Below are 24,970 nucleotides of genomic sequence, written 5' to 3'. Positions count from 1 at the left end.
GTATTTTACTAAGATAAAGATGGCAAATTTATTATTTCTAAAAATAAACAAATTCTTAATGCTTTTACCTATTGACTAAAATGCAAACCAGGTATAATATTTTCTATTGTATTTAAAAAATAAATTAAAAATAGCAACAGAGAAAAGCTTTCATAATGCTTATAAACACACAATTTTTCTCAGAAAGCACAAAATTACAAATCAACAATATAATGATCAAATATACAAATTAAAAGTTGAAATAACTAATAGAATTAAAGGGGGTTTCAATGTTGGAAACAATTTCATCAGTAAGCATTCCAAAACGTAAAGATGAAACGCATAAAGGTGATTATGGCAAAATTCTTTTAATTGGAGGAAATGCGAATCTAGGTGGGGCAATCATGCTTGCTGCACGCGCTTGTGTCTATAGTGGTAGTGGCTTAATTACAGTAGCTACACATCCAACAAATCATGCAGCACTACACTCACGTTGCCCTGAAGCAATGGTGATTGATATCAACGATACTAAAATGCTCACTAAAATGATTGAAAATACAGATTGTATCTTAATTGGTCCTGGATTAGGATGTGATTTTAAAGGAAATAATGCTATCACGTTCTTATTACAAAACATTCAACCACATCAAACGCTTATAGTGGATGGAGATGCTATTACTATATTTAGTAAATTAAAACCAGATATTCCAACTTGCAATGTTATTTTCACACCACATCAAAAAGAGTGGGAACGTTTAAGTGGTATCGCAATAGAAGAACAAACATATGAACGTAATCGCGAAGCTGCTGATAGAATTGGAGCAACAATTGTATTAAAAATGCATGGCACTGAAATCTATTTCAAAGATGAGGATTACAAACTGCCAATCGGCACGCCTGCGATGGCAACAGGTGGCATGGGTGATACACTTGCTGGTATGATTACAAGTTTTGTAGGTCAATTCGACGACACGAAAGAAGCGGTTACGAGTGCCACTTATACACATAGTTATATCGGGGAAGAACTATCAAACAAAATGTATGTAGTCCCACCTTCCCATTTAATTAGTGAAATCCCATATGCTATGAAAGCATTGGAAAGTTAAATCAACATCGGTGATAAAAATTTTTAAAACCAAAATAAAATGTATCTGAGACATAAAATGCTTAGACAAATGAAAAGGCAATTTCTATTGAAATCATATAGAAATTGCCTTTTTCAATTGGGGTGATATGATGTTGCACTACGTGATGTTTAAATGCATCGAATACATTTTCAGGGATTGTTTCAACGATTTCATTCACATATCGTGATATATCATTTGTGGGATACTGATCTTAAGTTTCTATTGGTAGTATATGTTGAGTCAAGTTATCATCTTTATATATATGCCTCTCGTTAATTTAATAGTGCTGATTAAATTATACGTAAAGGCTTTTTGGAATAACAAAATATAAATTGTACCGATTTTGTAATGTGCTGACACCCGAGGGAATCTTATGAGTGAGAGACTATAGGCTCGCACCATGCCCTAGGCAAGCATGTACAGTCAATCGTCAGACTTTAAATATAAAGAGGGTCAATCCATATTAAGGATTGACCCTCTTATATTTTGAGAATGGGGATTTATGTCCCAAACTCACTTGTGTATTTAAATGTTTCAATTTTGAATACAGCTATTGGTTTACTGCTAAAAATTGAGATTATTCGTCGTCTTCGTTTTCAGTTTCTTCATTATCACTATTATCAATATCTTCATTGATACGGTCCATAAAGTCTTTTCTCACTTCTTGACGACCATCTTCATCTGAATCTTCTTCAACTTCGGTATGCACAATGCCTTCTGATAGTTCATCTGATACTACAGATTCTGATTGTTGATTGTCACTTGTAGCACCTTCAATTTGTTCATTATCTGCTTCTTGTAGTTCAATTTCTTCAGCTTCTTTTTCTTCTTCATCTACTTTAGCAACAGTAGAAACAAATTGATCATCGTTTAATTTAATCAATCTCACACCTTGAGCTGCACGTCCATTTTGTGAAATATCTTCAACGCCTATGCGGATAATTACACCGGCATTTGTAACAATCATCAAGTCTTCTTTACCTTCAACGGATGTGATACATACCACTTGACCGTTACGTTCTGTAATCGTAGCAGTCTTAATACCTTTACCACCACGGTTAGATAAACGATATTCGCTAACTGGCGTACGCTTACCATAACCATTTTCAGTCACAACTAGAATTTCATCATCTGTTTCTGCTTTAGTAACATCTAATCCGACGACTTTGTCGCCTTCTCTTAATGTAATACCTTTAACACCGGCAGCTGTACGACCTAAAGGACGTAATGCCGACTCATTAAAGCGGATTAAAGAACCGTGAGCTGTACCGATTAATATATCATCTTCACCATCTGTTAAACGCACAGCTATCAATTCGTCATCTTCTTTGAAACCAATCGCAATCTTACCATTTTTGTTAATATGTGAGAAGTTACGTAATGCTGAACGTTTAACGATACCATTTAACGTTGCAAATACTAAGTAATCTTCTTCGCTTTCTAAATCTTTGACGGCGATCATTGTACTAATTGTTTCATCATTATCTAGTTCAATCGCATTGACTACTGGTATACCTTTAGACTGACGGGAGAGTTCCGGCACTTCATATCCTTTAAGTTTATACACTCTACCTTTATTCGTGAAGAATAAGACATGATCATGCGTACTCAACGTAACAAGTTGACTTACAAAATCTTCTTCTAAGGTCTGCATACCTTGTACACCACGACCACCACGATGTTGCGCTCTATATGTTGAAACGGGTAGGCGTTTAATATAGTTATTGTGACTTAATGTAATGACGATTTGTTCTTCTGGTATTAGGTCTTCGTCTTCAATGTGGTCGAGACCGCCCATTTGAATTTCTGTTTTACGTTCGTCTCCATAGCGTTCACGAACATCAATTAACTCATCACGAACAAGTTGTAATAGTTTTTCTTCGTCTGCAAGAATCGCTTTTAATTCTTCTATATATGCAATTAATTCATTATATTCAGATTCAATTTTATCTCTTTCTAAACCTGTTAAACGTCTTAATCGCATATCAAGGATGGCTTGCGCTTGTCGTTCAGTAAGTTTAAATTGTTCTTGCAAGCTTGCCATTGCAACTTTATCTGTTTCAGATTCACGAATCACACGAATAATTTCATCAATGTGGTCTAATGCGATTCTTAATCCTTCTAAAATATGTGCACGGTCTTGTGCCTTTTTCAAGTTGTATTCCGTTCTTCTTCTTACGACTATCTTTTGATGTTCAAGATATTCAACTAATGCTTCTTTGAGGTTAATCAATCTCGGTCTACCATCAACTAAAGCAATCATATTAACACCAAATGATGTTTGTAATGGTGTTTGTTTATATAAGTTATTTAATACAACACTAGCGTTGGCATCTTTACGTATATCAATCACAACACGTACACCAGTACGTAAACTTGTTTCGTCACGTAAATCTGTAATGCCGTCAATTTTTTTATCACGTGCCAATTCGGCAATTTTTTCAATCATGCGTGCTTTATTTACTTGGTACGGAACCTCAGTAACAACAATACGTTGACGACCGCCGCCACGTTCTTCAATTTCAGCTCTTGCTCTCATTTGAACTGAACCGCGTCCAGTTTCAAATGCACGGCGTATGCCACTTCTACCAAGAATAATCCCTGCTGTAGGGAAGTCTGGCCCTTGGACATCTTCCATTAATTCTGAAATCGTAATGTCTGGATTATGACTTAAACTTAATACACCATTAATCACTTCAGTCAAGTTATGTGGCGGTATATTAGTAGCCATACCTACTGCGATACCTGATGCACCATTTACGAGTAAATTTGGAAATCTTGATGGCAAGACTGCCGGCTCTCTTTCATTGCCGTCATAGTTATCAACAAAATCAATCGTATCTTTGTTAATATCTCTCAACATTTCGAGTGTGATTTTAGACATACGCGCTTCTGTATAACGCATCGCCGCTGCTCCATCACCATCCATAGAACCAAAGTTACCTTGGCCATCAATTAAAGGATATCGATAGCTGAAGTCCTGCGCCATTCTAACCATAGCTTCGTAAATCGAGAAGTCACCGTGAGGGTGATATTTACCCATAACGTCCCCAACAATACGCGCAGATTTCTTATATGATTTATCAGGTGTCATGCCTTGTTCGTGTAAGCCGTATAATATACGTCGATGTACTGGTTTTAAACCATCTCTAACATCTGGTAGCGCACGTGAAACGATAACGCTCATCGCATAATCTAGGAACGATTCACGCATCTCATTCGTTATATTTCGTTCATTTATTCTTGATTCAGGTAATTCAGCCATCAAGATATCCTCCTTCAAAAATTCAGTTCATTGTCTTAGAAATCTAAGTTTGCATAGACTGCATTATCTTCAATAAACTGTCTACGGTTCTCAACAACATCGCCCATTAACATTTCAAAAACTTGGTCAGCTTCAATCGCATCCTCCAATGATACTTGTAACATAGCTCTATTTTCAGGATTCATAGTAGTTTCCCATAATTGGTCAGCATTCATTTCACCAAGACCTTTGTAACGTGCAATAGACCATTTTGGACTTGGATCTAATTGAGCTTTAAGTTTTTCTAGTTCACGTTCGTTAAACACATAGTATTTCTGTTTACCTTGTGTCAACTTGAATAATGGTGGCTGTGCAATATAAACATAGCCCGCTTCAATTAACGGTCTCATAAAACGATAGAAGAATGTTAATAATAATGTTCTAATATGTGCACCATCAACATCGGCATCTGTCATAAGGATAATCTTGTGATAGCGTGCCTTACTTAAATCAAATTCTCCACCAATACCAGTACCAAAAGCAGTAATCATAGAACGTATTTCATTATTATTTAAAATTCTATCTAAACGTGCTTTTTCAACGTTCAATATCTTACCACGTAAAGGTAAGATGGCTTGCGTTTCTGAGTCACGTCCAGATTTTGTAGACCCCCCGGCAGAGTCACCTTCGACGATGAAAATTTCACTACGAGAAGGGTCTTTACTAGAACAATCAGCCAGTTTTCCTGGTAAACTAGAAACTTCTAATGCGGATTTACGACGTGTCACTTCACGCGCTTTTTTAGCTGCAAGACGTGCTTGTGAAGCCATAATTCCTTTTTCTACGATTGTTCGACCTACTTGTGGATTTTCATATAAAAAGCGTTCGAATAACTCAGAGAATATACGATCAACAACTTGACGTACTTCGGAATTACCTAATTTCGTTTTAGTTTGTCCTTCGAATTGTGGATCACCATGTTTGATTGAAACAATAGCTGTTAAACCTTCACGTGTATCTTCACCTGAAAGTCTTTCTTTATCTTCCTTCATAATTTTACTGTTAAGACCATAGCTATTTAACACACGTGAGAGCGCTCGTTTAAAGCCTTCTTCATGAGTCCCACCTTCATAAGTGTGTATATTATTTGCGTATGTTAAAAGATTCGTAGCATAACCTTTATTGTATTGAAGCGCTATTTCAACTTCAATATCATCTTTGGATTGATGCACATAAATCGGTTCTTCATGAATAGGTTCTTTATTTTCATTTAACATTTCAACGTAAGATTTTATACCACCTTCATAGTGATACGTATCTTCACGAACCTCTTCTTCTCTTTCATCTCTTAAAGTAATTGAAATACCTTTATTTAAAAATGCTAGTTCTCTGATACGTTGTTGCAATACTTCATAATTGTATGTTGTTGTTTCAGTGAATATCTCAGGATCAGCTTTGAAACGAATCGCAGTACCAGTAGAACCAGTACTCTCATCGGTTTTACCAATGATTTTCAAATCAAACTGAGGGATACCTTTTTTGTATGCTTGGTGATATATATTTTCATCTTTATATACATATACTTCCAAATCTTCCGATAAAGCATTTACAACAGAAGATCCCACACCATGGAGACCACCAGAGACTTTATAACCGCCTCCACCGAATTTACCACCGGCATGTAGTACAGTTAGAATAACCTCAACGGCAGGACGTCCCATTTTCTCTTGTATACCAACAGGGATACCACGGCCGTTATCTGTTACTTTTATCCAATTATCTTCTTCAATAATAACCTCGATTTGGTCAGCATAACCAGCAAGTGCTTCGTCAATACTGTTATCAACAATTTCCCAAACTAAGTGATGCAGCCCTCTTTCTGAAGTTGAGCCTATATACATACCTGGTCTTTTACGAACCGCTTCTAGACCTTCTAATACCTGAATCTGACCAGCACCATAATCTTCCGTGTTGTTCACATCTGACAATGCTTCCACCTTCACTTTCCGTTACTTTATAATTTCGCCATTATTAATGCGATAAAGTTTAGCGTTTTTCATAATTTCATGATCAATGCCATCAACTGATGTTGTCGTCACAAATGTTTGTACTTTATGTTGAATTGTGCTCAATAAATGAGACTGACGTGAATCATCTAATTCACTTAACACATCATCTAGCAATAAAATGGGGTACTCGCCTACTTCAATATTCATCAGTTCAATTTCTGCAAGTTTGATTGATAATGCCGTCGTTCTTTGCTGTCCTTGCGAACCGTAAGTTTGAGCATCCATACCATTTACGTTGAAACCTAAATCATCTCTGTGAGGGCCAAACAAACAGACACCTCTATCTTTTTCACGCTCTTTGTTATCATCTAGTAAAGTTAAGACTTCCTCTAAGCGTTCCGTCTCACTTTTTTCTTCAGCATCTAATTTGATACTAGGAAGGTACTTTAATGACAGTGTTTCATTCTCATCCGTAATACCAGAATGAATAGGTTTGGCTAATGATTCTAGTTCTTTAATAAAATGTTCACGTCTTAATGTAACTTTGAGTGCATATGCTGCAAATTGTTGGTTTAAGACGTCAAGCATAGTGCTATCAGTCTTTTGACCATATTGCAATTGCTTCAAATAATTATTCTTTTGTTTTAAAATTCTTTGATATTGAGACAAATCGTTTAAGTAAACAGCTGAAATTTGTCCAAGTTCCATATCTATAAATCTACGTCTTATTTGAGGTGCCCCTTTGACAATGTTTAAATCTTCAGGTGCAAACAAGACAACGTTTAAGTGGCCTATATACTGTGTTAGCCTACTTTGTTCTAAGTGATTGATTTTAACCTGTTTACCCTTTTTAGTTATAAACATCGTTAAAGGCATTTCTCCATATCTATAACTGAGTTCACCCTCTATTTTAGCATAGTCTCGATCAAAACGTATGAGTTCTTTATCATTTGATGTTCTGTGACTTTTAGCTAATGCTAATGTATAAATAGATTCTAATAAATTAGTCTTCCCTTGCGCATTTTCACCAATCAATATATTGACTTCAGGGTGACAATTTAGGGTAATTGACTCATAGTTACGATAATTGTCTAGCTGGAGTGTCTTTAGTTTCATTCTTCACCTTGATGTATAATCAAAAATGAACCGACTTCTGGTATAACGATGTTATCTTGATGGTTTAATTTTTTACCACGACGTAATTCGCGCTCACCATTGATCATTACTTCAAAATCTTGCAGGAACCATTTCGCTTGACCACCAGATTCAATAATACCTTCTGTCTTTAGAAATTGCCCTAAAGTAATGTCTCCATCAACAATTACTTCTTCAACCAAATCAATCACTCCATTCCTTTTAAACTCATCTATATATTATACCTTTTTTCGAGAAAAATTTCATGCAAAATGCAGATGGAAAGCGTTTTCTTATGTATGATTTTTACTATTTTTGAAAATTATTTATAAAGGTACTTTTAACAATGTAATACTCATATATTATAACAAACTTTTATTCGTATTATTCTATTTCTTTTAAAAATATTCTAACTAAATAATTATTTATTAATGTTTTTAACTACGCAATACTTCATAAAAGTATTTTTATATAAAGCGAATGGCTAATATTGTGATTTTGAATTTTAAAGACTTTCTCAGCTTAATTATTAATTTTAGGTATCATAAGTCTAAAAAAGTTTAAGTTGCTTATATTTAAGCTCTAAGTAGCTTGTACGTATCTTTGAATATTTATTATTAATATATCTTTATCAATATACACGTTTCATTTTATGAAATTACTTCTAAAAAAAGAGTGAGACAATGATTTAAATGTGACAGAGTTTAAGACAAGATAAAATTCTAACCTTTTCTACTTAAGTTGTCTCACTATGTTTTAAATATCCATATTATAAAAACCCGAGACATCAATTTGTCTCAGGTTCTATCTCTTTAAACAAAAGTTTAATATGTTCTGATTGGTAAAATTAATTGTGTAACTGAATCATCATCTTTTGGTTTTAAAATAAATGGTTTCATCGTACCAAAGAACTCAACTTCCACTTCATCGTTATCGATTGCTTTTAGTGCATCCATCATATACTTAGAGTTGAATGAAATTTTTAAATTGCCACCATCAACGTTATCCGCTTTTACTTCTTCTTTTACAGTACCGATTTCTGGTGATGTAGAGGATAATTCAACTAATTCATTACCTGTACTTAATTTAATAACATTGTTTCCACCTTCACGTGCTAATAGAGAGGCACGATCAATAGCATGATAGAAATCTCCGTTATCGATGCCTATTTTAATTTCATAGTTTTCTGGGAATAAACGTGAAGTATCTGGATAGTGACCTTCTAAGAGACGTGATATAAAGTTTATATTTCCGACTTTAAATAGCACTTGGTTTGAAGCAAAGAAAATATCGATATCTTCTTCACTATCTGACATAATTTTATTTAATTCTGCTAAAGCTTTACCTGGAATAATGACATTTTTATTTTCAGATTCATCTTCTAAAGCTACTTTTCGCACAGCTAAGCGGTGTGAGTCAGTCGCTGTGCATATTAATTCATTATCCTGTATAAGCCAGTTAACACCAGTGAGTACTGGGCGTGTTTCTGAGGTGGACACTGCGAAATTTGTTTGTGCTATCACGTTTTTAAGGACTTTTACAGATAATTGAATCGCATCATCACGTGAAACTTGTGGTAATAAAGGATATTGATCTGGATCTAAACCACTTAAATTAAATTCTGAATGTCCAGAAGTTATTAAAGTTTGGAATTGTTCATTTGTTGACAATTTAACTTCTTTTCCTGGTAGTTTTTTAATAATATCTACAAAGAAACGACCAGGGAGTACAACTGAACCAGTTTCTGCAACTTCAATAATATCTTCTCCATCTACTTGTTTAGGAATTGTAATTTCTATTGAGATTTCTGAATCTGAACCAGTAAGTATGACTTCATTGTTTTTAACTTCAATTTTTATACCCGTTAGTATCGGTAATGTAGTTCTTGGGGAGATTGCTTTTAATGTGTCATTTAATTGATTTATAAAATAATCTCTTCTAATTGTAAATTCCATTTTTAAACTCCTTCCAGTCGTTTATATAATAATTATATAGGTTTTAAACCCGTAGTAATAATAGTAGGGCTTGTGGATTAGGGGATAACTCAAATTAATACAATCATGTCATTGTTTGACGACTGTGGATAACTTGTGCACAGTGTGTACTACTTTTGCACATTGTCCACAAAGTTAAAAAAATAAGTTATTTTGTTATACCTCTAAATTGATTCATTAATCTGTTATAGTACAGATTGTTTTATTGGTTTCTAATTTCTTTTTCAAGATTTTCGACTTCTTGTTTAAATGTCGGATCATTATTGATATCCTTCACAATTTTTTCATGTGCATGAATAACAGTAGTATGATCACGTCCACCAAACTCTTCCCCGATTTTAGGTAGTGAGAAGTCGGTTAATTCTCGTGATAAATACATTGCAATTTGACGTGGATATGCAATTGATTTTGTACGTTTTTTGGCACTAAAGTCTTCTATTCTCACACTATAGTATTCTCCAACAACTTTTTGGATATCTTGTATAGTAATTTTTTTAGATTTAGGTGCTTGGATGATATCTTTTAGCGCAGCTGCTGTTAATTCAGTTGTGATCGGTTGTCCTTGTAATTTTGAAAAGGCTAATACGCGATTAAGTGCACCTTCAAGTTCACGTATATTAGATTGTATTTGATTAGCGATATACGTCAGGGCTTCAGTAGGAATATTTATATTTTCTTCACCAATTTTTTTCTGTAAAATTGCCATTCTTGTTTCGTAATCCGGTGGAGTAATGTCTACTATTAATCCCCATTCAAAGCGAGAACGTAATCTGTCTTCTAATTTAGCAATTTCTTTAGGTGGTCTATCACTAGAAATAACAATTTGTTTATTCGCTTGATGTAAATCATTAAATGTGTGGAAAAATTCTTCTTGAGTTTGCTCTTTGTTTTGAATAAATTGTATATCATCTATTAAGAGCACATCGATATTACGATATTTTTCTCTAAAACGTTCAGTTTTATTGTCTCGGATAGATTTAATGAATTCATTAGTAAATTTTTCACTAGATGTATAGATTACTTTGGCATCTGGATTATTATCTAATACATAATGGCCAATAGCATGCATTAGATGGGTTTTACCTAATCCCACACCACCATATATAAATAATGGGTTATATGCTTGGGCTGGTGCTTCAGCTACAGCTAAACTTGCAGCATGTGGGAATCTGTTTCCAGGGCCGATGACGAATGTTTCAAATGTATTATTAATATTGAATTGTTCATCACCCATTTTTGCTACATCCACTGTATCAAGATCTATCTCTTTTTCATCAGTACTCTGATTAGCATCTTGCTTTTTTTCAGATTTTAAACTTTCTAATTCATCTTCAGAGTAAAATACTGGCGTAATTTCATGACCAATAGCTTCATATAATGCAGATTGTACGATTTCAACATAATGTGTCTTTAACCAATTAGCTACAAAGGGATCGTCAATGACTACAATAGCTTCATCATTTTGCAACGAATAAAGTTTTGTATCTTTCAAAAAAGTTTGATAGCTAGGATAGCTGACTTTTTCTTGAGCTAAAGTTAAAACGTTTTCCCAAATTTCTTGTTCTGACATAATAGCAAACTCCAACTTTCTATATTTTAAAAGTTATACACAGAAATAACATGTGTGAATAAACATAATCACAAGTTGTTAATAATTATCCACAAGTTACACACATTCAGTGGATAACTCACAGTGAATTATAAGTTACACACAACCATTTAGGATATATTTTTATAAATTAATCCCTTATTTATCAATATTTAGATAACTTATCCACACAATTATACTTTTTAACAAACACCTCTGTCAAATGGATGTGAATATGTTGTTAAATCGTCAATAAACCTGTGTATAGATGGAATATTATCCACAAAACAAGCGTGTATATCTGTGAATAAGTGGATAACTTACAAGAATGAATAGTATATCAAAAAATAACCAATTTGTGGTTTTGGGAAATAATTTATAAAAGTGTATGAAATTTGTATAATTGAAAAATCGATAGATTTGAAGCGAAAAATATTTATATGCTAAGGTGAATCTACTATATTAATAGATGTATTTATCAATACAGTTTTAAAGTATCAAGTGCTGATTTGTATTATTAGCAAGATGAAAATATGCTTGAAATTGATGCTTGCTTTATAAAAAAGATTTTGTTATATTGTAGTAGTTGCTTGAATTATGACTAGAAATTAATAATATTAAATCAAGACTTGAAGCAAAAAGCTTATATTAATTTATCTATTATAATAATTAGATAACCGAATACAGATGGAGGTGTTTTTGCATGGTAAAACGTACTTATCAACCAAATAAACGTAAACATAGTAAAGTTCATGGTTTCAGAAAACGCATGAGCACAAAAAACGGTCGTAAAGTTTTAGCGCGTCGTCGTCGTAAAGGCCGTAAGGTATTATCAGCATAAGATCACTGACTCATCAGTGGTCTTTTTTTTGGTTTAAAATAACGTAAATTAATAGCAAAATTATTGTTATTATTAAAAATTCAATACATGTTATGGCTTGATATATAATAATGAATGTAATGAAAAGATAAGCGAGTGATGTTTCGTGGAGAAAGCATACCGAATTAAAAAGAACAGTGATTTTCAATTTATATACAAAAAAGGAAAATCAGTAGCAAATCGTCAATTTGTAGTCTATACGAAACCTAATAAAGAACTAGAACACTTTAGACTGGGTATTAGTGTTTCTAAAAAATTAGGTAATGCTGTTGTTAGAAATAAAATTAAGCGTGCTATTCGTGAAAGCTTCAAGGTGCATAAGCAAAATATATTACCAATGGAAATTATTGTCATAGCTAGACAGCCAGCTAAAGATATGGATACTCTTCAAATCCAAGCAAGTTTAGAACATGTTTTAAAAATCGCTAAAGTTTTTAATAAACGAATTAAATAGGGTAGGGGAGATTGAATATTTAAGACTTACGTCAGTCTTACCTCAGACAACCCTTAGGCCAACTTCTTATATTTTTTAAACAAGATGTTAGCTTTTTAATCCAAAACTATTTACAATATTATAATGATAAATTTTAGAATAAAAGGAGGCGAGATGGATGATGGATTTAGATACGATAACGAGTATATCCACACCTATGGGTGAAGGTGCTATCGGTATTGTACGTTTGTCAGGTGTTGACGCAGTAAATATTGCAGACAAATTATATAGAGGGAAGGAACCATTAGAACATGTACCTTCTCATACAATAAATTATGGACATATTGTTGACCCTGAGACAAATGAAGTGGTCGAAGAAGTAATGGTGTCTGTCTTACGTGCACCGAAAACATTTACTAGAGAAGATATCGTTGAAATTAATTGTCATGGTGGTATTTTAACCATCAACAGGGTATTAGAGTTGACGATGACACACGGTGCTAGAATGGCAGATCCTGGTGAATATACAAAACGTGCGTTTTTAAATGGGCGTATTGATTTATCTCAAGCCGAAGCGGTGATGGATTTTATTCGTTCTAAAACCGATCGTGCATCTAAAGTTGCAATGAATCAAATTGAAGGTCGTTTAAGTGATATGATTAAGCGACAGCGACAATCCATTCTCGAAATCCTTGCACAAGTAGAAGTTAATATAGATTATCCAGAATATGATGATGTGGAAGATGCCACAACAGAAGTATTATTAGAAAAATCGAATCAAATTAAGTCAGAAATTAATAAGTTATTAGATACAGGTACACAAGGGAAGATAATGAGAGAAGGTTTGGCAACGGTCATAGTTGGTAAGCCTAATGTTGGTAAGTCATCCATGCTAAATAACCTGATCCAAGACAACAAGGCGATTGTAACAGAGGTACCTGGTACGACTCGAGATACTTTAGAAGAGTATGTAAACGTCCGCGGTGTACCTTTAAGGTTAGTAGATACTGCTGGCATACGTGAAACAGAAGATATCGTTGAGCGTATTGGTGTAGAGCGTTCACGCAAAGCTTTAGGTGAAGCGGATTTAATCTTGTTTGTGTTAAATTATGACGAACCTTTAACAGAAGAAGATCGCAAGCTATATGAAGTTATTAAAAACGAAGATGCCATTGTCATAATTAACAAGATGGATTTAGACAAACGATTAGATATTTCAGAAGTTAAAGAAATGGTTGGAGATATGCCAATCATTCAAACATCAATGCTAAAACAAGAAGGTATTGATCAGTTAGAGATACAAATTAGAGATTTGTTCTTTGCAGGAGATGTCCAAAATCAGGATATGACATATGTATCGAATTCAAGACATATTTCATTGTTAAAACAGGCGAGAAATTCAATTCAAGACGCTATAGATGCTGCAGAAGCTGGTGTGCCAATGGATATGGTTCAAATAGACTTAACGAGAACTTGGGAAATTTTAGGTGAAATTATCGGAGAATCCGCAAGTGAAGAATTGATAAATCAGTTATTTAGTCAATTCTGTCTAGGGAAATAAAAGGGAGGAAAAAAATATGGCTCAAGAATATGATGTAATAGTAATTGGAGCCGGACATGCTGGTATAGAAGCTGGACTTGCTTCAGCAAGACGTGGTGCCAAAACGTTAATGTTAACAATAAATTTAGATAATATTGCATTTATGCCATGTAACCCATCAGTTGGTGGCCCGGCTAAAGGTATAGTAGTTCGTGAAATAGACGCATTAGGTGGCCAAATGGCAAAAACAATCGATAAAACACATATCCAAATGCGTATGTTAAATACTGGTAAAGGACCAGCAGTCAGAGCACTTCGCGCACAAGCAGATAAAGTACTTTATCAACAAGAAATGAAACAAGTCATTGAAGATGAAGAAAACCTTGAAATTATGCAAGGCATGGTAGATGACTTAATCATTGAAGATGAAGTTATCAAAGGTGTACGTACGAACATTGGTACAGAATACTGGGCAGATGCAGTCATTATTACAACCGGTACATTTTTACGTGGCGAAATCATTTTAGGTAATATGAAATATTCAAGTGGTCCAAACCATCAATTACCATCTATTTCACTAGCTGATAATCTTAGAAATCTTGGATTTGAAGTAGTGAGATTCAAAACAGGTACACCACCACGTGTTAACGCCAAAACGATTGATTATTCTAAAACAGAAATACAACCAGGTGACGATGTTGGTAGAGCGTTTAGTTTTGAAACAACGGAATATATTTTAGATCAGCTACCTTGTTGGTTAACATATACGAATGGAGAAACACACCAAGTTATAGATGACAATCTACATTTATCTGCGATGTACTCCGGTATGATTAAAGGTACAGGACCTAGATATTGCCCATCAATTGAAGATAAATTTGTAAGATTCAATGATAAACCTAGACACCAACTTTTCTTAGAACCAGAAGGTAGAAATACTAATGAAGTATATGTACAAGGACTATCAACAAGCTTACCTGAACATGTTCAACGTCAGATGTTAGAAACAATCCCAGGCTTAGAAAAAGCGGATATGATGCGTGCAGGATATGCCATTGAATATGATGCGCTTGTACCAACACAATTGTGGCCAACACTAGAAACTAAAAAAATTAAAAATCTATATACTGCAGGACAAATCAACGGAACTTCTGGCTATGAAGAAGCGGCAGGACAAGGCATCATGGCTGGAATTAACGCAGCGTCAAGAGTATTAGGCGAAGAAGAAGTCATCTTAAGTCGTTCAGATGCTTATATTGGTGTCTTAATAGATGACCTTATAACAAAAGGTACAAATGAACCATACCGTTTATTAACATCTCGTGCAGAATATCGTTTATTATTAAGACATGACAATGCAGATTTACGATTAACAGATTTAGGTTATAAATTAGGTATGATTTCTGAAGAACGTTATGCACGTTTCAATGAAAAACGTCAAATGATAAAAGATGAGCAAGCACGCTTAAATGAAATTAGAATAAAACCTCACGAACGCGTACAAGAAATTATTGAAGCGCAAGGCGGTTCTCGTTTGAAAGATGGTATATTAGCTTTGGAATTATTGCGTAGACCTGAAATGACGTATAACTTAATTCTAGAAATTTTAGAAGAAGAAAACCAATTACCAAGTGATGTAGCAGAACAAGTTGAGATTCAGACAAAATATGAAGGCTATATCAATAAGTCGTTACAACAAGTTGAAAAAGTAAAACGTATGGAAGAAAAGAAAATTCCAGAAGACTTAGATTATAGTAAAGTCGATAGTTTAGCGACTGAAGCACGCGAGAAATTAGCGGAAGTTAAACCGTTAAATATTGCGCAAGCATCTCGGATTTCAGGTGTGAATCCAGCAGATATTTCGATCTTATTAGTGTTCCTAGAACAAGGTAAAATACAAAGGGTGGAAAGTTAAGATGAGTGTAAAATGGTTAACTGAGCAACTCAGCACACAAGGTATCGAACTTACAGAGAATCAACAACATCAATTTCAAACGTATTTTCAAATGCTCGTTGAATGGAATGAAAAAATGAATTTAACAAGCATTACTGAAGAACATGAGGTGTATTTGAAACATTTTTATGATTCGATTGCACTCAGTTTTTATACGGATTTGACACAAGCGCAAACAATTTGTGATATTGGTGCTGGTGCTGGTTTTCCAAGTATTCCATTAAAAATTATTTATCCTAATTTAAAAGTTACAATTGTAGATTCATTAAATAAACGTATCCATTTTTTAAATCAGTTAGCAGAAGCATTAGATTTAGAAAATGTGAGTTTTGTACATGATCGCGCAGAAATATACGGGAAGGGAGACTACAGGGCGTCTTATGATATTGTAACTGCACGTGCAGTTGCTAGACTTTCCATATTAAGCGAATTGTGTTTACCGTTAGTTAAAAAGGGTGGACAATTCATTGCTTTAAAATCAGCTAAAGGCGAAGAAGAATTGGAAGAAGCGCGTTTTGGTATAGGAGTCCTCGGTGGTAAACTTCAGGATGTCATTTCATATGAATTACCAGAAGATGCTGGTGAAAGGCAAATAATCAAGATAGATAAGAGAAGCGAGACACCAAAGAAATATCCAAGAAAACCAGGAATGCCCAATAAGTCTCCATTACTTGAAAAAGAAAAGTGATTTAATACAACTAATTTAGAGGGAGCGCATAAAATATGAAGAAACCTTTTTCTAAATTATTTGGTTTGAAAAATAAAGATGACATTGTTGGTTATATTGAAGAGGATCATAATAGTGTTGAATCTATTCATACTGAACGTATTGTGCCAAATCGTTATCAACCAAGACAAGTATTTGAGCCAAATAAGATTAAAGAACTCGCAGAATCAATAGATGAGCATGGATTGTTACAACCGATTGTAGTGCGTCCTATAGAAGAGGATATGTTTGAAATTATTGCTGGAGAGCGTAGATTTAGAGCCTTACAATCGTTGAATAAGACATACGCAGATGTCATTATCAGAGATTTAGGCGATGAAGAAACTGCAGTGGTAGCTTTAATAGAAAATATTCAACGTGAAAATTTATCTGTTGTTGAAGAGGCAGAAGCTTATAAGAAACTTTTAGAACTAGGCGATACGACACAAAGTGAATTAGCTAAAAGTGTAGGTAAAAGTCAAAGTTTTATAGCAAATAAATTGAGATTACTAAAATTAGCGCCTAAAGTGATAGAACGTTTGCGTGAAGGCAAAGTTACAGAACGTCACGCACGTGCGATGCTAAGTTTATCAGATGAAGATCAAGAAACATTAGTGGAAACGATTATAAGCCAAAAGTTAAATGTGAAACAAACTGAAGCAAGAGTAAAACAAAAAGTTGGCCCTGAAAAAGTGAAAGCGCAAAGTTTTGCATTTGAAAAAGACTTAACAGATGCACGTGAAGCGGTAGGCAAAAGTTTAGAAGAACTTGAAAAAAGTGGCATCAAGTTTGAACATCAAGCGAAAGACCATGATGATTATTATGAAATCAAAATTAAACTTTATAAAAAATAACATTTGAGGTTAATTAAACATATGACCTCCGCAAAAAGTACAACTTCGTTTTAATTTAAATGAGGTTGTACTTTTTTTATTTATTATAAATATTTATGAATTAGTTATCATTTAAATACAAAGATTATTTTAAAAGTATTATTTATTTTATATTCCCTAAAAATTAAAAATAAATAAATAAAAAAACGTTTGTAGGATTGTAGAATAATAAAATATGTGATTAAATTAAGAAAACGCTTACATATTAAAGGGGGATTTAAAATGGTAACGTTTATTGTATCTATTATATTATTAGTTATAGGTTATTTCACTTATGGGAAGTATATTGATAAAATGTTCGGAACGAAACAAGATAGGCCAACGCCGGCATATAATCAACGTGACAATGTTGATTATTTACCTATGAAGACGTCATCAAATTCACTCATTCAGCTATTGAACATTGCAGGTGTAGGTCCGATTTTTGGACCGATTATGGGCGCATTATATGGACCAGTAGCATTTATATGGATTGTTGTGGGATGTATTTTTGCAGGTGCAGTGCATGATTATTTGACTGGAATGATTTCAATTAGAAACAAAGGGGCACACTTACCGGAGCTTGCTGGTAAATTTTTAGGTCAGGTCATGAAACACTTTGTAAATATCTTCTCAATTTTATTATTATTGCTTACTGGTACAGTTTTTGTGACAAGTCCAGCGTTGTTACTACATAATTTATTAGATGGTCGCATTGCATTAGGTATCATTATCTTTGTGATTTTTGTTTATTATATTTTGTCTACAATTTTACCTATAGACAAAATCATTGGACGCATTTATCCAATTTTCGGTGCATTATTACTCATTAGCGCAGTAGGTATAGGTTTCCGTCTTATTCAAACAGGTGCACCGATACCTGAAATTAATTTGAAAAATATGCATCCAGACGGTGCTCCCATATTTCCACTACTATTTTTTACAATTACTTGTGGTGCTTTATCTGGTTTTCATGCTACACAAACGCCTATTATTTCGAGAACGACAAACAAAGAGAAAAATGGTCGCTTTATATTCTACGGCATGATGATTGCTGAAGGTATTATAGCTATGATTTGGGCTGCTGCAGGCATGAGTTTATTTAATGGATATAGTGGATTAAATGATGTTTTAGCACGTGGTGAAGCCGCACTTGTTGTAAGTGAAGCATCACATCTATTATTAGGTTCTGTGTTTGGAACGATTGCAGTACTGGGTGTTATCATCTTACCAATTACCAGCGGTGATACTTCTTTCCGTAGTGCACGTATGATTATAGCTGATTATTTAAATTATGGTCAGCGTAGTATGTTAAAACGAGTGATTGTAGCCGCACCATTATTTATCGTAAGCTTTGGTTTGACTCAGGTAGATTTTACTATTTTATGGCGCTATTTCTCTTGGGCAAATCAAACTACAGCTGTCGTCGCCTTATGGGTAGGTGCAATGTACTTACTTATTGCGAAAAAGAATTTTTGGGTGGCAGCAATTCCGGCAGTCTTTATGACTTGGAATATTTTCACTTATATTTTAAGTCAGAAGATAGGTTTAGGTTTGGATCTTAATTTAAGTTATATTCTCGCCTTTGTATTCACAATTTTATGGATTGGTTACTTTACTTATCAATATAAAAAAATTACTGCAGGTGCTTCATTTGAATTAGATCATCCTATACCGTATCAACAACAACAAACTGTGACGTAAGTATAAAACGATGATGGATGCTGATTTTTAAAATCAGTGATAAAAGCGAGTTAAAGATGAATGACAATAATGAGAGTAAGATACGTAATTAAAACATAATTTAGTTGCGGTCTTACTCTTGTTTTATGTAAGACTAAGGGATGTCTAATAAATGCTGTAATAGCAGCATAACAAAAAGTTTTTACATAATTAAATGTGCGTATGTCAATATAATTTGGTAGTCTAAATTAGAAACACACTATAGTCTCAAGTTAAAGGAGCTTGGCAAATGAACATAGGTAATCAAATTAAATTTTTTAGACAGCGCGATCATTTATCACAAGAAGATTTAGCCGCAAAATTGTATGTTTTACGACAAACAATTTCAAATTGGGAAAATGATAAAAGTTATCCAGATATACATAATTTGTTAATGCTTAGTTCTTTGTTTCAAGTTTCTTTAGATAACTTAGTTAAAGGAGACATAGAGATTATGGAACAAAAGTTAAAACAGAGCAAATTTAATTTATGGAGTCATTTAATGATTTGGCCTATGTTATTATCCGCAATCTTAGCAGGTCCAACCCTCTACTATTGGACGCCATTATGGATTATAGCTGAAACTATACTTTTAGCGACAATGATTATTTCATCATTTAAAGTAGAATCATTAAAAAAATCGTATAGAATACAAACGTATGATAGGATAGTTGCTTTTATGCATGGAAAAGCCCCTAATGATATCTATAGTAGTAAATTACGTAATACCGTAACTTTTATGTATAGTTTTATACTTTGTGTTGGGTTATTTATAATACTTGTGCTATTAAGTATGTATTTTTTTGATGTATTGTAATAGTTATTTTTCGTAACGCCTTGTAGTTAAAGATTTATTATAACTACGAGGTGTTTTATTTATTAAATATATGATTTTTTCAATCGTATACACTACGCATGAGCAAATATTATTTCTTATAGAATAATATTCAAATTTTAATAATAGTATTGCTTTACCACCCGGGAAATATTAATATTAAGTAAATAATTTGTAAATAAAATATTAAGAAAAATGATTGCTAATTTAGGGGTGATTGTATGTTTCGTTTTTTAAAACCGGCAAAGCATGTGGATCCTTTACCATCTGACAAGGTAGATGATACATATAAAAAATTACGATTACAGGTTTTTTTAGGTATTTTTATCGGTTATGCAGGTTACTATTTGTTGAGAAAAAACTTTTCATTAGCGATGCCTTCTTTAATTGAAGATGGTTTCAGTAAAGGGGAACTTGGTATCGCACTTTCAGCGATTTCAATCGCTTATGGTTTTAGTAAATTTGTAATGGGCACCGTAAGTGATCGCAGTAATGCACGTGTATTTTTAACATTAGGTTTGTTACTGACAGCAACTGTTAATTTATTGCTAGGATTCGTACCATTCTTTACTTCTAGTATTACAATCATGTTTATTATGTTATTTCTAAATGGATGGTTTCAAGGTATGGGATGGCCGCCATCAGGTCGTGTACTCGTACATTGGTTTAGTGTAAGTGAGCGTGGTAGTAAAACGTCTATTTGGAACGTAGCGCATAATGTTGGAGGAGGTCTAATGGCACCGATTGCAACATGGGGCATTTCTATGACTGCGCTTTATAATTTTGGTTATTTAAGAGGGTTTGAAGGCGTTTTTATTTATCCAGGGTTATTGGCGATTGTTATTGCAATTATTGCATATTTTTTGATCAGAGATACTCCTCAATCACAAGGCTTACCACCTATTGAACGTTTTAACAAAGATTATTCAACGACGACGCATGAAACACTTGAAACAGAGTTAACAACAAAAGAGATATTGTTTAAATATGTATTAAATAACAAGTGGGTGTGGGCGATCGCCTTTGCTAATATTTTTGTCTATTTTGTACGTTATGGTGTACTAGATTGGGCACCTACTTATTTAAGTGAAGAAAAACAATTTAATTTAAACGAATCAGGGTGGGCTTATTTCCTTTATGAATGGGCTGGCATTCCAGGAACACTATTGTGTGGCTATATTTCCGATAAAGTATTTAAAGGGCGTCGTGGTCCAGCAGGTTTCTTCTTTATGCTAGGCGTTACAATCTTTGTATTGATTTATTGGTTGAATCCACCAGGTCATGCATGGTTAGATAATTTATCATTAATTGCAATAGGATTTTTAATCTATGGACCAGTGATGTTAATTGGTTTACAAGCTTTAGATTATGTACCTAAAAAGGCAGCAGGAACAGCTGCCGGTCTAACAGGCTTATTTGGTTACTTATTTGGAGCTGTGATGGCAAACATTGTTTTAGGTTTTGTCGTACAACATTTTGGATGGGATTTTGGTTTTGTTTTATTAACCATTATTAGTATTTTAGCGATGCTAAGTTTTATTTTAACTTGGAATAAACGAGGACAAGAACAAGTACATTAAAAATAAGCAATATATGGCGCGAGTGTGAGGTCAACTGAGTGATATTGACTTCATAGTCGCGCCTATTTTTATAAACGAAAATCATTTTAGAAATTATTCGTGTAACGGTTAGTTGTTCATGTAAGCAATAAACCATAGGTATTATTAAAAGAAGAATATTAATAATTGAAATATTATGTTAATAATGGTTATTTAATGAATAATTTATATAAAAATGTGGTAATTAAATAATAAGTGAGTACACTAAAAATTTTTATGGTATCGATACTTCATTGTTTCAATATAAAATGCGGCTCAATACGTTAGTTATTTCATTAGTAAAATACGCATTAAGGCACCAAAAATATATTTAAACGAGCAAAATTGCATGTGCTGTTTTGTATCAGTTTAATTAAGAAAGGTGATTGATTATGTTTAAAATTATTTTACTACCATACTCTTTTGATAATGATTTCGATAACATTCCTGAAAACTTAGCAAAATTAGTCGGCGAAGATTCCACTGTAGTTGTTCATAATGTCATGACTGAAAATGATCTATTAGCGAGTGTACGTTATGAAAATAAACATAAAGAAGATATCATTAAAGAAAAAGAAGAAGAGCTTTCTCCATTTCTTGAAAAATTAAAAGCACAAGGTATTAATTATAAAGTCGCTATCGAATTTGGACCTGTAAAAGATACCATACTTGAGAGAATTAGTTTTGGGGATATGGATGTAGGTGATTTTGATTTAGTAGTAATGAGTAACCATCGCGTGAGTATCGATATCAAACATGTACTTGGAGATGTTACGCATAAAGTTGCTAAAAGAAGTCCTGTACCAGTACTGATAGTGAAATAACATCAAAATTATGTATTGAAATGCTTTTAATGTAGTAACACGCGTTATAATTTCTCAAAAACATCATATTTTTAAGACTAGATTGTAATGCTAAAATTATTTTCTAGTCTTTTGTTTTGAAATTAAAATATGCACAAGTTTATTTTAAAGTAAATGATTTTATCTTTCATAAATATATTTTTAGAAATATTGAACTTTTAGTTTTAGTTTTGTAACCCTTTGATGACGGCTTTAACCGCATTTTATTATATTAAAACAAGCTTTGCTGCTGTTGTTTTAATATATAAAGTCTGTTATTCTGCCTAATGTTCAATTATAAGGGAGGTTACTAATTTTGGAAAATAAACAACATAATGCTAATGGGAAGAAACTGTCTTCTGTTTTTACTTATAGTATTATTATTACCGCAATAGTTGTATTATTGGGTGCAATCTTTCCAACTCAGTTTAATGAAATAGGGACAAATATTACTGGTTGGATTACTGAATACTTTGGTTGGTATTATATGGTTATTGTAGCACTCATGATATTCTTCTGTGTTTTCTTAATATTTAGTCCAATCGGAAAATTGAAATTGGGAAAACCTGAAGATAAACCTGAATTTAACACAATTTCATGGTTTGCGATGCTATTTAGTGCTGGTATGGGAATTGGTTTAGTATTCTGGGGAGCAGCTGAACCAATCAGTCACTTTGTATCACCACCATCTGGAGAGCCACAGTCAGCACATGCTTATAAAGAAGCTTTAAGAGGCGCATTTATGCAATGGGGCTTCCATGCATGGGCAGTATATGGTGTTGTAGCATTAGCGTTAGCTTACTTCCAATTTAGAAAAAATGAACCTGCATTAATTTCAAAAACATTACGTCCAATTTTCGGAAATAAAGTAGACGGTCCGCTTGGTACTGTTATTGACGTAGTATCTGTTTTTGCCACAATTGGTGGTGTTGCGGTATCACTAGGTTTAGGCGCTATGCAAATCGCAGGTGGTCTAAACTACCTATTTGATATTCCGAATAATATTGTGACACAAGGTATTATTATTGTGATTGTTACAATCTTATTCTTAGCGAGTGCTTGGTCAGGTTTAAGCCGTGGTATCCAATATTTAAGTAACGCTAATATTGGTTTAGCTGGCATAATCTTATTGTTTATTTTTATTGTAGGACCAACTGTTCTTATTTTAAATATGCTAACAAGTTCAACAGGTGAGTATTTAAATACGTTATTATTTAACATGTTTGATACGGCACCATTAGATCCACAGAAAAATGAATGGATGAAATCGTGGACGTTCTTCCAATTAGCTTGGTGGATTAGTTGGAGTCCATTTGTTGGTATATTTATTGCACGTGTATCTAAAGGACGCTCAATTAGAGAGTTCGTATCTGGAGTTATGTTAGCACCGGTACTTGTAAGTCTAGTTTGGTTTGCAGCATTCGGTGTTCTAGGTATCGAAACTGCGAAAGATAATCCAAAAATATTTGATATGCCTCCAGAAACTGCATTATTTGGTGTGTTTAATGAAGTACCGTTAGGCTTTGTACTGTCCATTGTGACATTGCTATTAATAGCAACATTCTTTATTACGTCAGCCGATTCAGCGACTTTCGTATTAGGAATGCAAACAACATTTGGTTCATTAAACCCATCAGCTATGATTAAAGTGGTTTGGGGTATTGCGCAAGCATTGATTGCATTTATCTTATTATTCTCAGGTGGAGATAATGGATTAAATGCTCTACAAAATATGGCAATCATGACCGCCTTACCATTCTCTATCATCATTCTTTGTATGATGGTCAGCTTCTATAAAGATGCGAATAAAGAACGTAAATTCTTAGGTTTAACACTATCACCAAACAAACATAGATTAGAAGAATATACGAAAATTGCAGAAAATAGAAGCGGCAATAAATCAGAGTAATTATTAAATATAAGAAATAACTGGGACATAAATTTCAATCTCAAAATAGAGGACTAATTCGTTTTTCAAACGAATTAGTCCTTTTTGTATGAAAAATGTTTTGATTTTGTTCGTGCATGCTTGCCTTGGGATACGGCTCGAGCCTGTAATCTCTCGCTCATATTATTTTCCAGGATTTCATTAAAGTGCAAAATTGCGACTCAGCAAAACAATCGTTCAAAATGAGTAACTAATTGTATAACAACAAAACAAACGTCAACATCTATTATAGAAATAGGTGTTGACGTTTAGGCTTAATACAAAAATATTAAATACTTATCTTTACAGCTATTTTAAAACGTAGAACTTTTTTATTTTATCTTTGTGATGTGAATCGAACAGTATAAAAAGATTTTAGCATGCTGTCATTTTTACAAAAATTGATGAATCTATCAAAATTGATTGAGCGTCATAATGTTTTCTTTCCTGTACTACATCCACGTTTAGAGCCACAAGAATTACATTTACCTGCTTTGGCTTTCTTGAAAAAGTTGAATAATGTAAAAACAACATAACTAATAATAGCTAGAAAGATAATTACATTGATAATAATCGTCATTAAATC

General features: G+C 33.5%; 19 protein-coding genes and 1 pseudogene. 12 read left to right on the top strand and 8 right to left on the bottom strand.

Going from position 1 to position 24,970, the window contains the following annotated elements; translation table 11 throughout:
* The first annotated feature begins 269 nt into the window (after positions 1 to 269).
* Positions 270 to 1,085: an NAD(P)H-hydrate dehydratase gene (locus tag KA883_RS06960; protein WP_371090911.1), complete on the top strand. Its 816-nt coding sequence runs from the start codon at positions 270 to 272 to the stop codon at positions 1,083 to 1,085.
* Positions 1,086 to 1,204: 119 nt separating this feature from the next.
* Here KA883_RS06960 and KA883_RS13710 read toward each other — a convergent pair.
* The 7 genes and pseudogenes from KA883_RS13710 to dnaA form a co-directional block, all read right to left on the bottom strand.
* Positions 1,205 to 1,368 (bottom strand): annotated as a pseudogene (locus tag KA883_RS13710) (IS5/IS1182 family transposase); the annotation flags it as partial.
* Between the two features lie 315 nt (positions 1,369 to 1,683).
* The gene (gyrA, locus tag KA883_RS06955) at positions 1,684 to 4,371 is read right to left on the bottom strand and encodes a DNA gyrase subunit A (protein WP_046207177.1); all 2,688 of its coding nucleotides are present in this window, start codon (positions 4,369 to 4,371) and stop codon (positions 1,684 to 1,686) included.
* Positions 4,372 to 4,406: 35 nt separating this feature from the next.
* Positions 4,407 to 6,347, bottom strand: a complete 1,941-nt coding sequence (gene gyrB, locus KA883_RS06950; protein ID WP_174894797.1) for a DNA topoisomerase (ATP-hydrolyzing) subunit B — start codon at positions 6,345 to 6,347, stop codon at positions 4,407 to 4,409.
* 12 nt (positions 6,348 to 6,359) lie between these two features.
* Positions 6,360 to 7,475 (bottom strand): DNA replication/repair protein RecF, encoded by a 1,116-nt coding sequence (gene recF, locus KA883_RS06945; RefSeq protein WP_046207175.1) that lies wholly within the window; start codon positions 7,473 to 7,475, stop codon positions 6,360 to 6,362.
* Positions 7,472 to 7,705 (bottom strand): S4 domain-containing protein YaaA, encoded by a 234-nt coding sequence (gene yaaA, locus KA883_RS06940; RefSeq protein ID WP_192573682.1) that lies wholly within the window; start codon positions 7,703 to 7,705, stop codon positions 7,472 to 7,474. The genes recF and yaaA overlap by 4 nt, the downstream gene beginning before the upstream one ends.
* Before the next feature lie 612 nt (positions 7,706 to 8,317).
* The gene (gene dnaN, locus KA883_RS06935; protein ID WP_046207173.1) at positions 8,318 to 9,448 is read right to left on the bottom strand and encodes a DNA polymerase III subunit beta; all 1,131 of its coding nucleotides are present in this window, start codon (positions 9,446 to 9,448) and stop codon (positions 8,318 to 8,320) included.
* 241 nt (positions 9,449 to 9,689) lie between these two features.
* Positions 9,690 to 11,057 (bottom strand): chromosomal replication initiator protein DnaA, encoded by a 1,368-nt coding sequence (gene dnaA, locus KA883_RS06930; protein ID WP_046207172.1) that lies wholly within the window; start codon positions 11,055 to 11,057, stop codon positions 9,690 to 9,692.
* Positions 11,058 to 11,778: 721 nt separating this feature from the next.
* Between dnaA and rpmH the strand changes: the two genes are divergently transcribed.
* The 11 genes from rpmH (at position 11,779) to KA883_RS06875 (ending at position 24,366) form a co-directional block, all read left to right on the top strand.
* Positions 11,779 to 11,916: a 50S ribosomal protein L34 gene (rpmH, locus tag KA883_RS06925; protein WP_000240855.1), complete on the top strand. Its 138-nt coding sequence runs from the start codon at positions 11,779 to 11,781 to the stop codon at positions 11,914 to 11,916.
* A 145-nt stretch (positions 11,917 to 12,061) separates the two neighbouring features.
* On the top strand, positions 12,062 to 12,409 hold the full coding sequence (gene rnpA / locus KA883_RS06920) for a ribonuclease P protein component (protein WP_046207171.1): 348 nt from the start codon (positions 12,062 to 12,064) through the stop codon (positions 12,407 to 12,409).
* A gap of 160 nt (positions 12,410 to 12,569) precedes the next feature.
* On the top strand, positions 12,570 to 13,949 hold the full coding sequence (gene mnmE / locus KA883_RS06915) for a tRNA uridine-5-carboxymethylaminomethyl(34) synthesis GTPase MnmE (RefSeq protein ID WP_210139932.1): 1,380 nt from the start codon (positions 12,570 to 12,572) through the stop codon (positions 13,947 to 13,949).
* A gap of 16 nt (positions 13,950 to 13,965) precedes the next feature.
* Positions 13,966 to 15,843 carry a tRNA uridine-5-carboxymethylaminomethyl(34) synthesis enzyme MnmG gene (gene mnmG, locus KA883_RS06910; protein ID WP_210139926.1) on the top strand — a complete coding sequence of 626 codons (1,878 nt, stop codon included), beginning with the start codon at positions 13,966 to 13,968 and terminating at the stop codon, positions 15,841 to 15,843.
* Position 15,844: 1 nt separating this feature from the next.
* The gene (gene rsmG, locus KA883_RS06905) at positions 15,845 to 16,570 is read left to right on the top strand and encodes a 16S rRNA (guanine(527)-N(7))-methyltransferase RsmG (RefSeq protein WP_210139925.1); all 726 of its coding nucleotides are present in this window, start codon (positions 15,845 to 15,847) and stop codon (positions 16,568 to 16,570) included.
* A 35-nt stretch (positions 16,571 to 16,605) separates the two neighbouring features.
* The gene (locus KA883_RS06900) at positions 16,606 to 17,442 is read left to right on the top strand and encodes a ParB/RepB/Spo0J family partition protein (protein WP_046207167.1); all 837 of its coding nucleotides are present in this window, start codon (positions 16,606 to 16,608) and stop codon (positions 17,440 to 17,442) included.
* A 261-nt stretch (positions 17,443 to 17,703) separates the two neighbouring features.
* Positions 17,704 to 19,164 carry a carbon starvation CstA family protein gene (locus tag KA883_RS06895; protein ID WP_046207166.1) on the top strand — a complete coding sequence of 487 codons (1,461 nt, stop codon included), beginning with the start codon at positions 17,704 to 17,706 and terminating at the stop codon, positions 19,162 to 19,164.
* 268 nt (positions 19,165 to 19,432) lie between these two features.
* Positions 19,433 to 19,999, top strand: a complete 567-nt coding sequence (locus tag KA883_RS06890) for a helix-turn-helix transcriptional regulator (protein WP_210139924.1) — start codon at positions 19,433 to 19,435, stop codon at positions 19,997 to 19,999.
* 239 nt (positions 20,000 to 20,238) lie between these two features.
* Complete coding sequence (gene glpT, locus KA883_RS06885; RefSeq protein ID WP_046207164.1) at positions 20,239 to 21,597, top strand: glycerol-3-phosphate transporter; 1,359 nt, start codon at positions 20,239 to 20,241, stop codon at positions 21,595 to 21,597.
* A gap of 410 nt (positions 21,598 to 22,007) precedes the next feature.
* Complete coding sequence (locus KA883_RS06880) at positions 22,008 to 22,439, top strand: universal stress protein (protein WP_046207163.1); 432 nt, start codon at positions 22,008 to 22,010, stop codon at positions 22,437 to 22,439.
* A 331-nt stretch (positions 22,440 to 22,770) separates the two neighbouring features.
* A complete protein-coding gene (locus tag KA883_RS06875; protein WP_225792164.1) occupies positions 22,771 to 24,366 on the top strand; it encodes a BCCT family transporter in 1,596 nt (531 codons plus the stop codon).
* A 448-nt stretch (positions 24,367 to 24,814) separates the two neighbouring features.
* Here the strand turns inward: KA883_RS06875 and KA883_RS06870 are convergent, their stop codons facing one another.
* Positions 24,815 to 24,964 (bottom strand): FeoB-associated Cys-rich membrane protein, encoded by a 150-nt coding sequence (locus KA883_RS06870; protein WP_073345459.1) that lies wholly within the window; start codon positions 24,962 to 24,964, stop codon positions 24,815 to 24,817.
* Between the last annotated feature and the right edge of the window lie 6 nt (positions 24,965 to 24,970).

Origin of the sequence: Staphylococcus sp. GDY8P54P (genome assembly GCF_017892645.1) — a bacterium.
GTDB classification, from domain to species: domain Bacteria; phylum Bacillota; class Bacilli; order Staphylococcales; family Staphylococcaceae; genus Staphylococcus; species Staphylococcus ureilyticus.
Note: the sequence above shows the minus strand (reverse complement) of the source record. Positions and strands in the feature narration are given on the sequence as shown.

Coding starts and splice junctions, on each gene's coding strand:
- KA883_RS06960 (WP_371090911.1), top strand. CDS start 270: ATGTTGGAAACAATTTCATCAGTAAGCATTCCAAAACGTAAAGATGAA.
- gyrA (WP_046207177.1), bottom strand. CDS start 4,371: ATGGCTGAATTACCTGAATCAAGAATAAATGAACGAAATATAACGAAT.
- recF (WP_046207175.1), bottom strand. CDS start 7,475: ATGAAACTAAAGACACTCCAGCTAGACAATTATCGTAACTATGAGTCA.
- dnaN (WP_046207173.1), bottom strand. CDS start 9,448: ATGGAATTTACAATTAGAAGAGATTATTTTATAAATCAATTAAATGAC.
- dnaA (WP_046207172.1), bottom strand. CDS start 11,057: ATGTCAGAACAAGAAATTTGGGAAAACGTTTTAACTTTAGCTCAAGAA.
- rpmH (WP_000240855.1), top strand. CDS start 11,779: ATGGTAAAACGTACTTATCAACCAAATAAACGTAAACATAGTAAAGTT.
- mnmE (WP_210139932.1), top strand. CDS start 12,570: ATGGATTTAGATACGATAACGAGTATATCCACACCTATGGGTGAAGGT.
- mnmG (WP_210139926.1), top strand. CDS start 13,966: ATGGCTCAAGAATATGATGTAATAGTAATTGGAGCCGGACATGCTGGT.
- rsmG (WP_210139925.1), top strand. CDS start 15,845: ATGAGTGTAAAATGGTTAACTGAGCAACTCAGCACACAAGGTATCGAA.
- KA883_RS06900 (WP_046207167.1), top strand. CDS start 16,606: ATGAAGAAACCTTTTTCTAAATTATTTGGTTTGAAAAATAAAGATGAC.
- KA883_RS06895 (WP_046207166.1), top strand. CDS start 17,704: ATGGTAACGTTTATTGTATCTATTATATTATTAGTTATAGGTTATTTC.
- KA883_RS06890 (WP_210139924.1), top strand. CDS start 19,433: ATGAACATAGGTAATCAAATTAAATTTTTTAGACAGCGCGATCATTTA.
- glpT (WP_046207164.1), top strand. CDS start 20,239: ATGTTTCGTTTTTTAAAACCGGCAAAGCATGTGGATCCTTTACCATCT.
- KA883_RS06880 (WP_046207163.1), top strand. CDS start 22,008: ATGTTTAAAATTATTTTACTACCATACTCTTTTGATAATGATTTCGAT.
- KA883_RS06870 (WP_073345459.1), bottom strand. CDS start 24,964: ATGACGATTATTATCAATGTAATTATCTTTCTAGCTATTATTAGTTAT.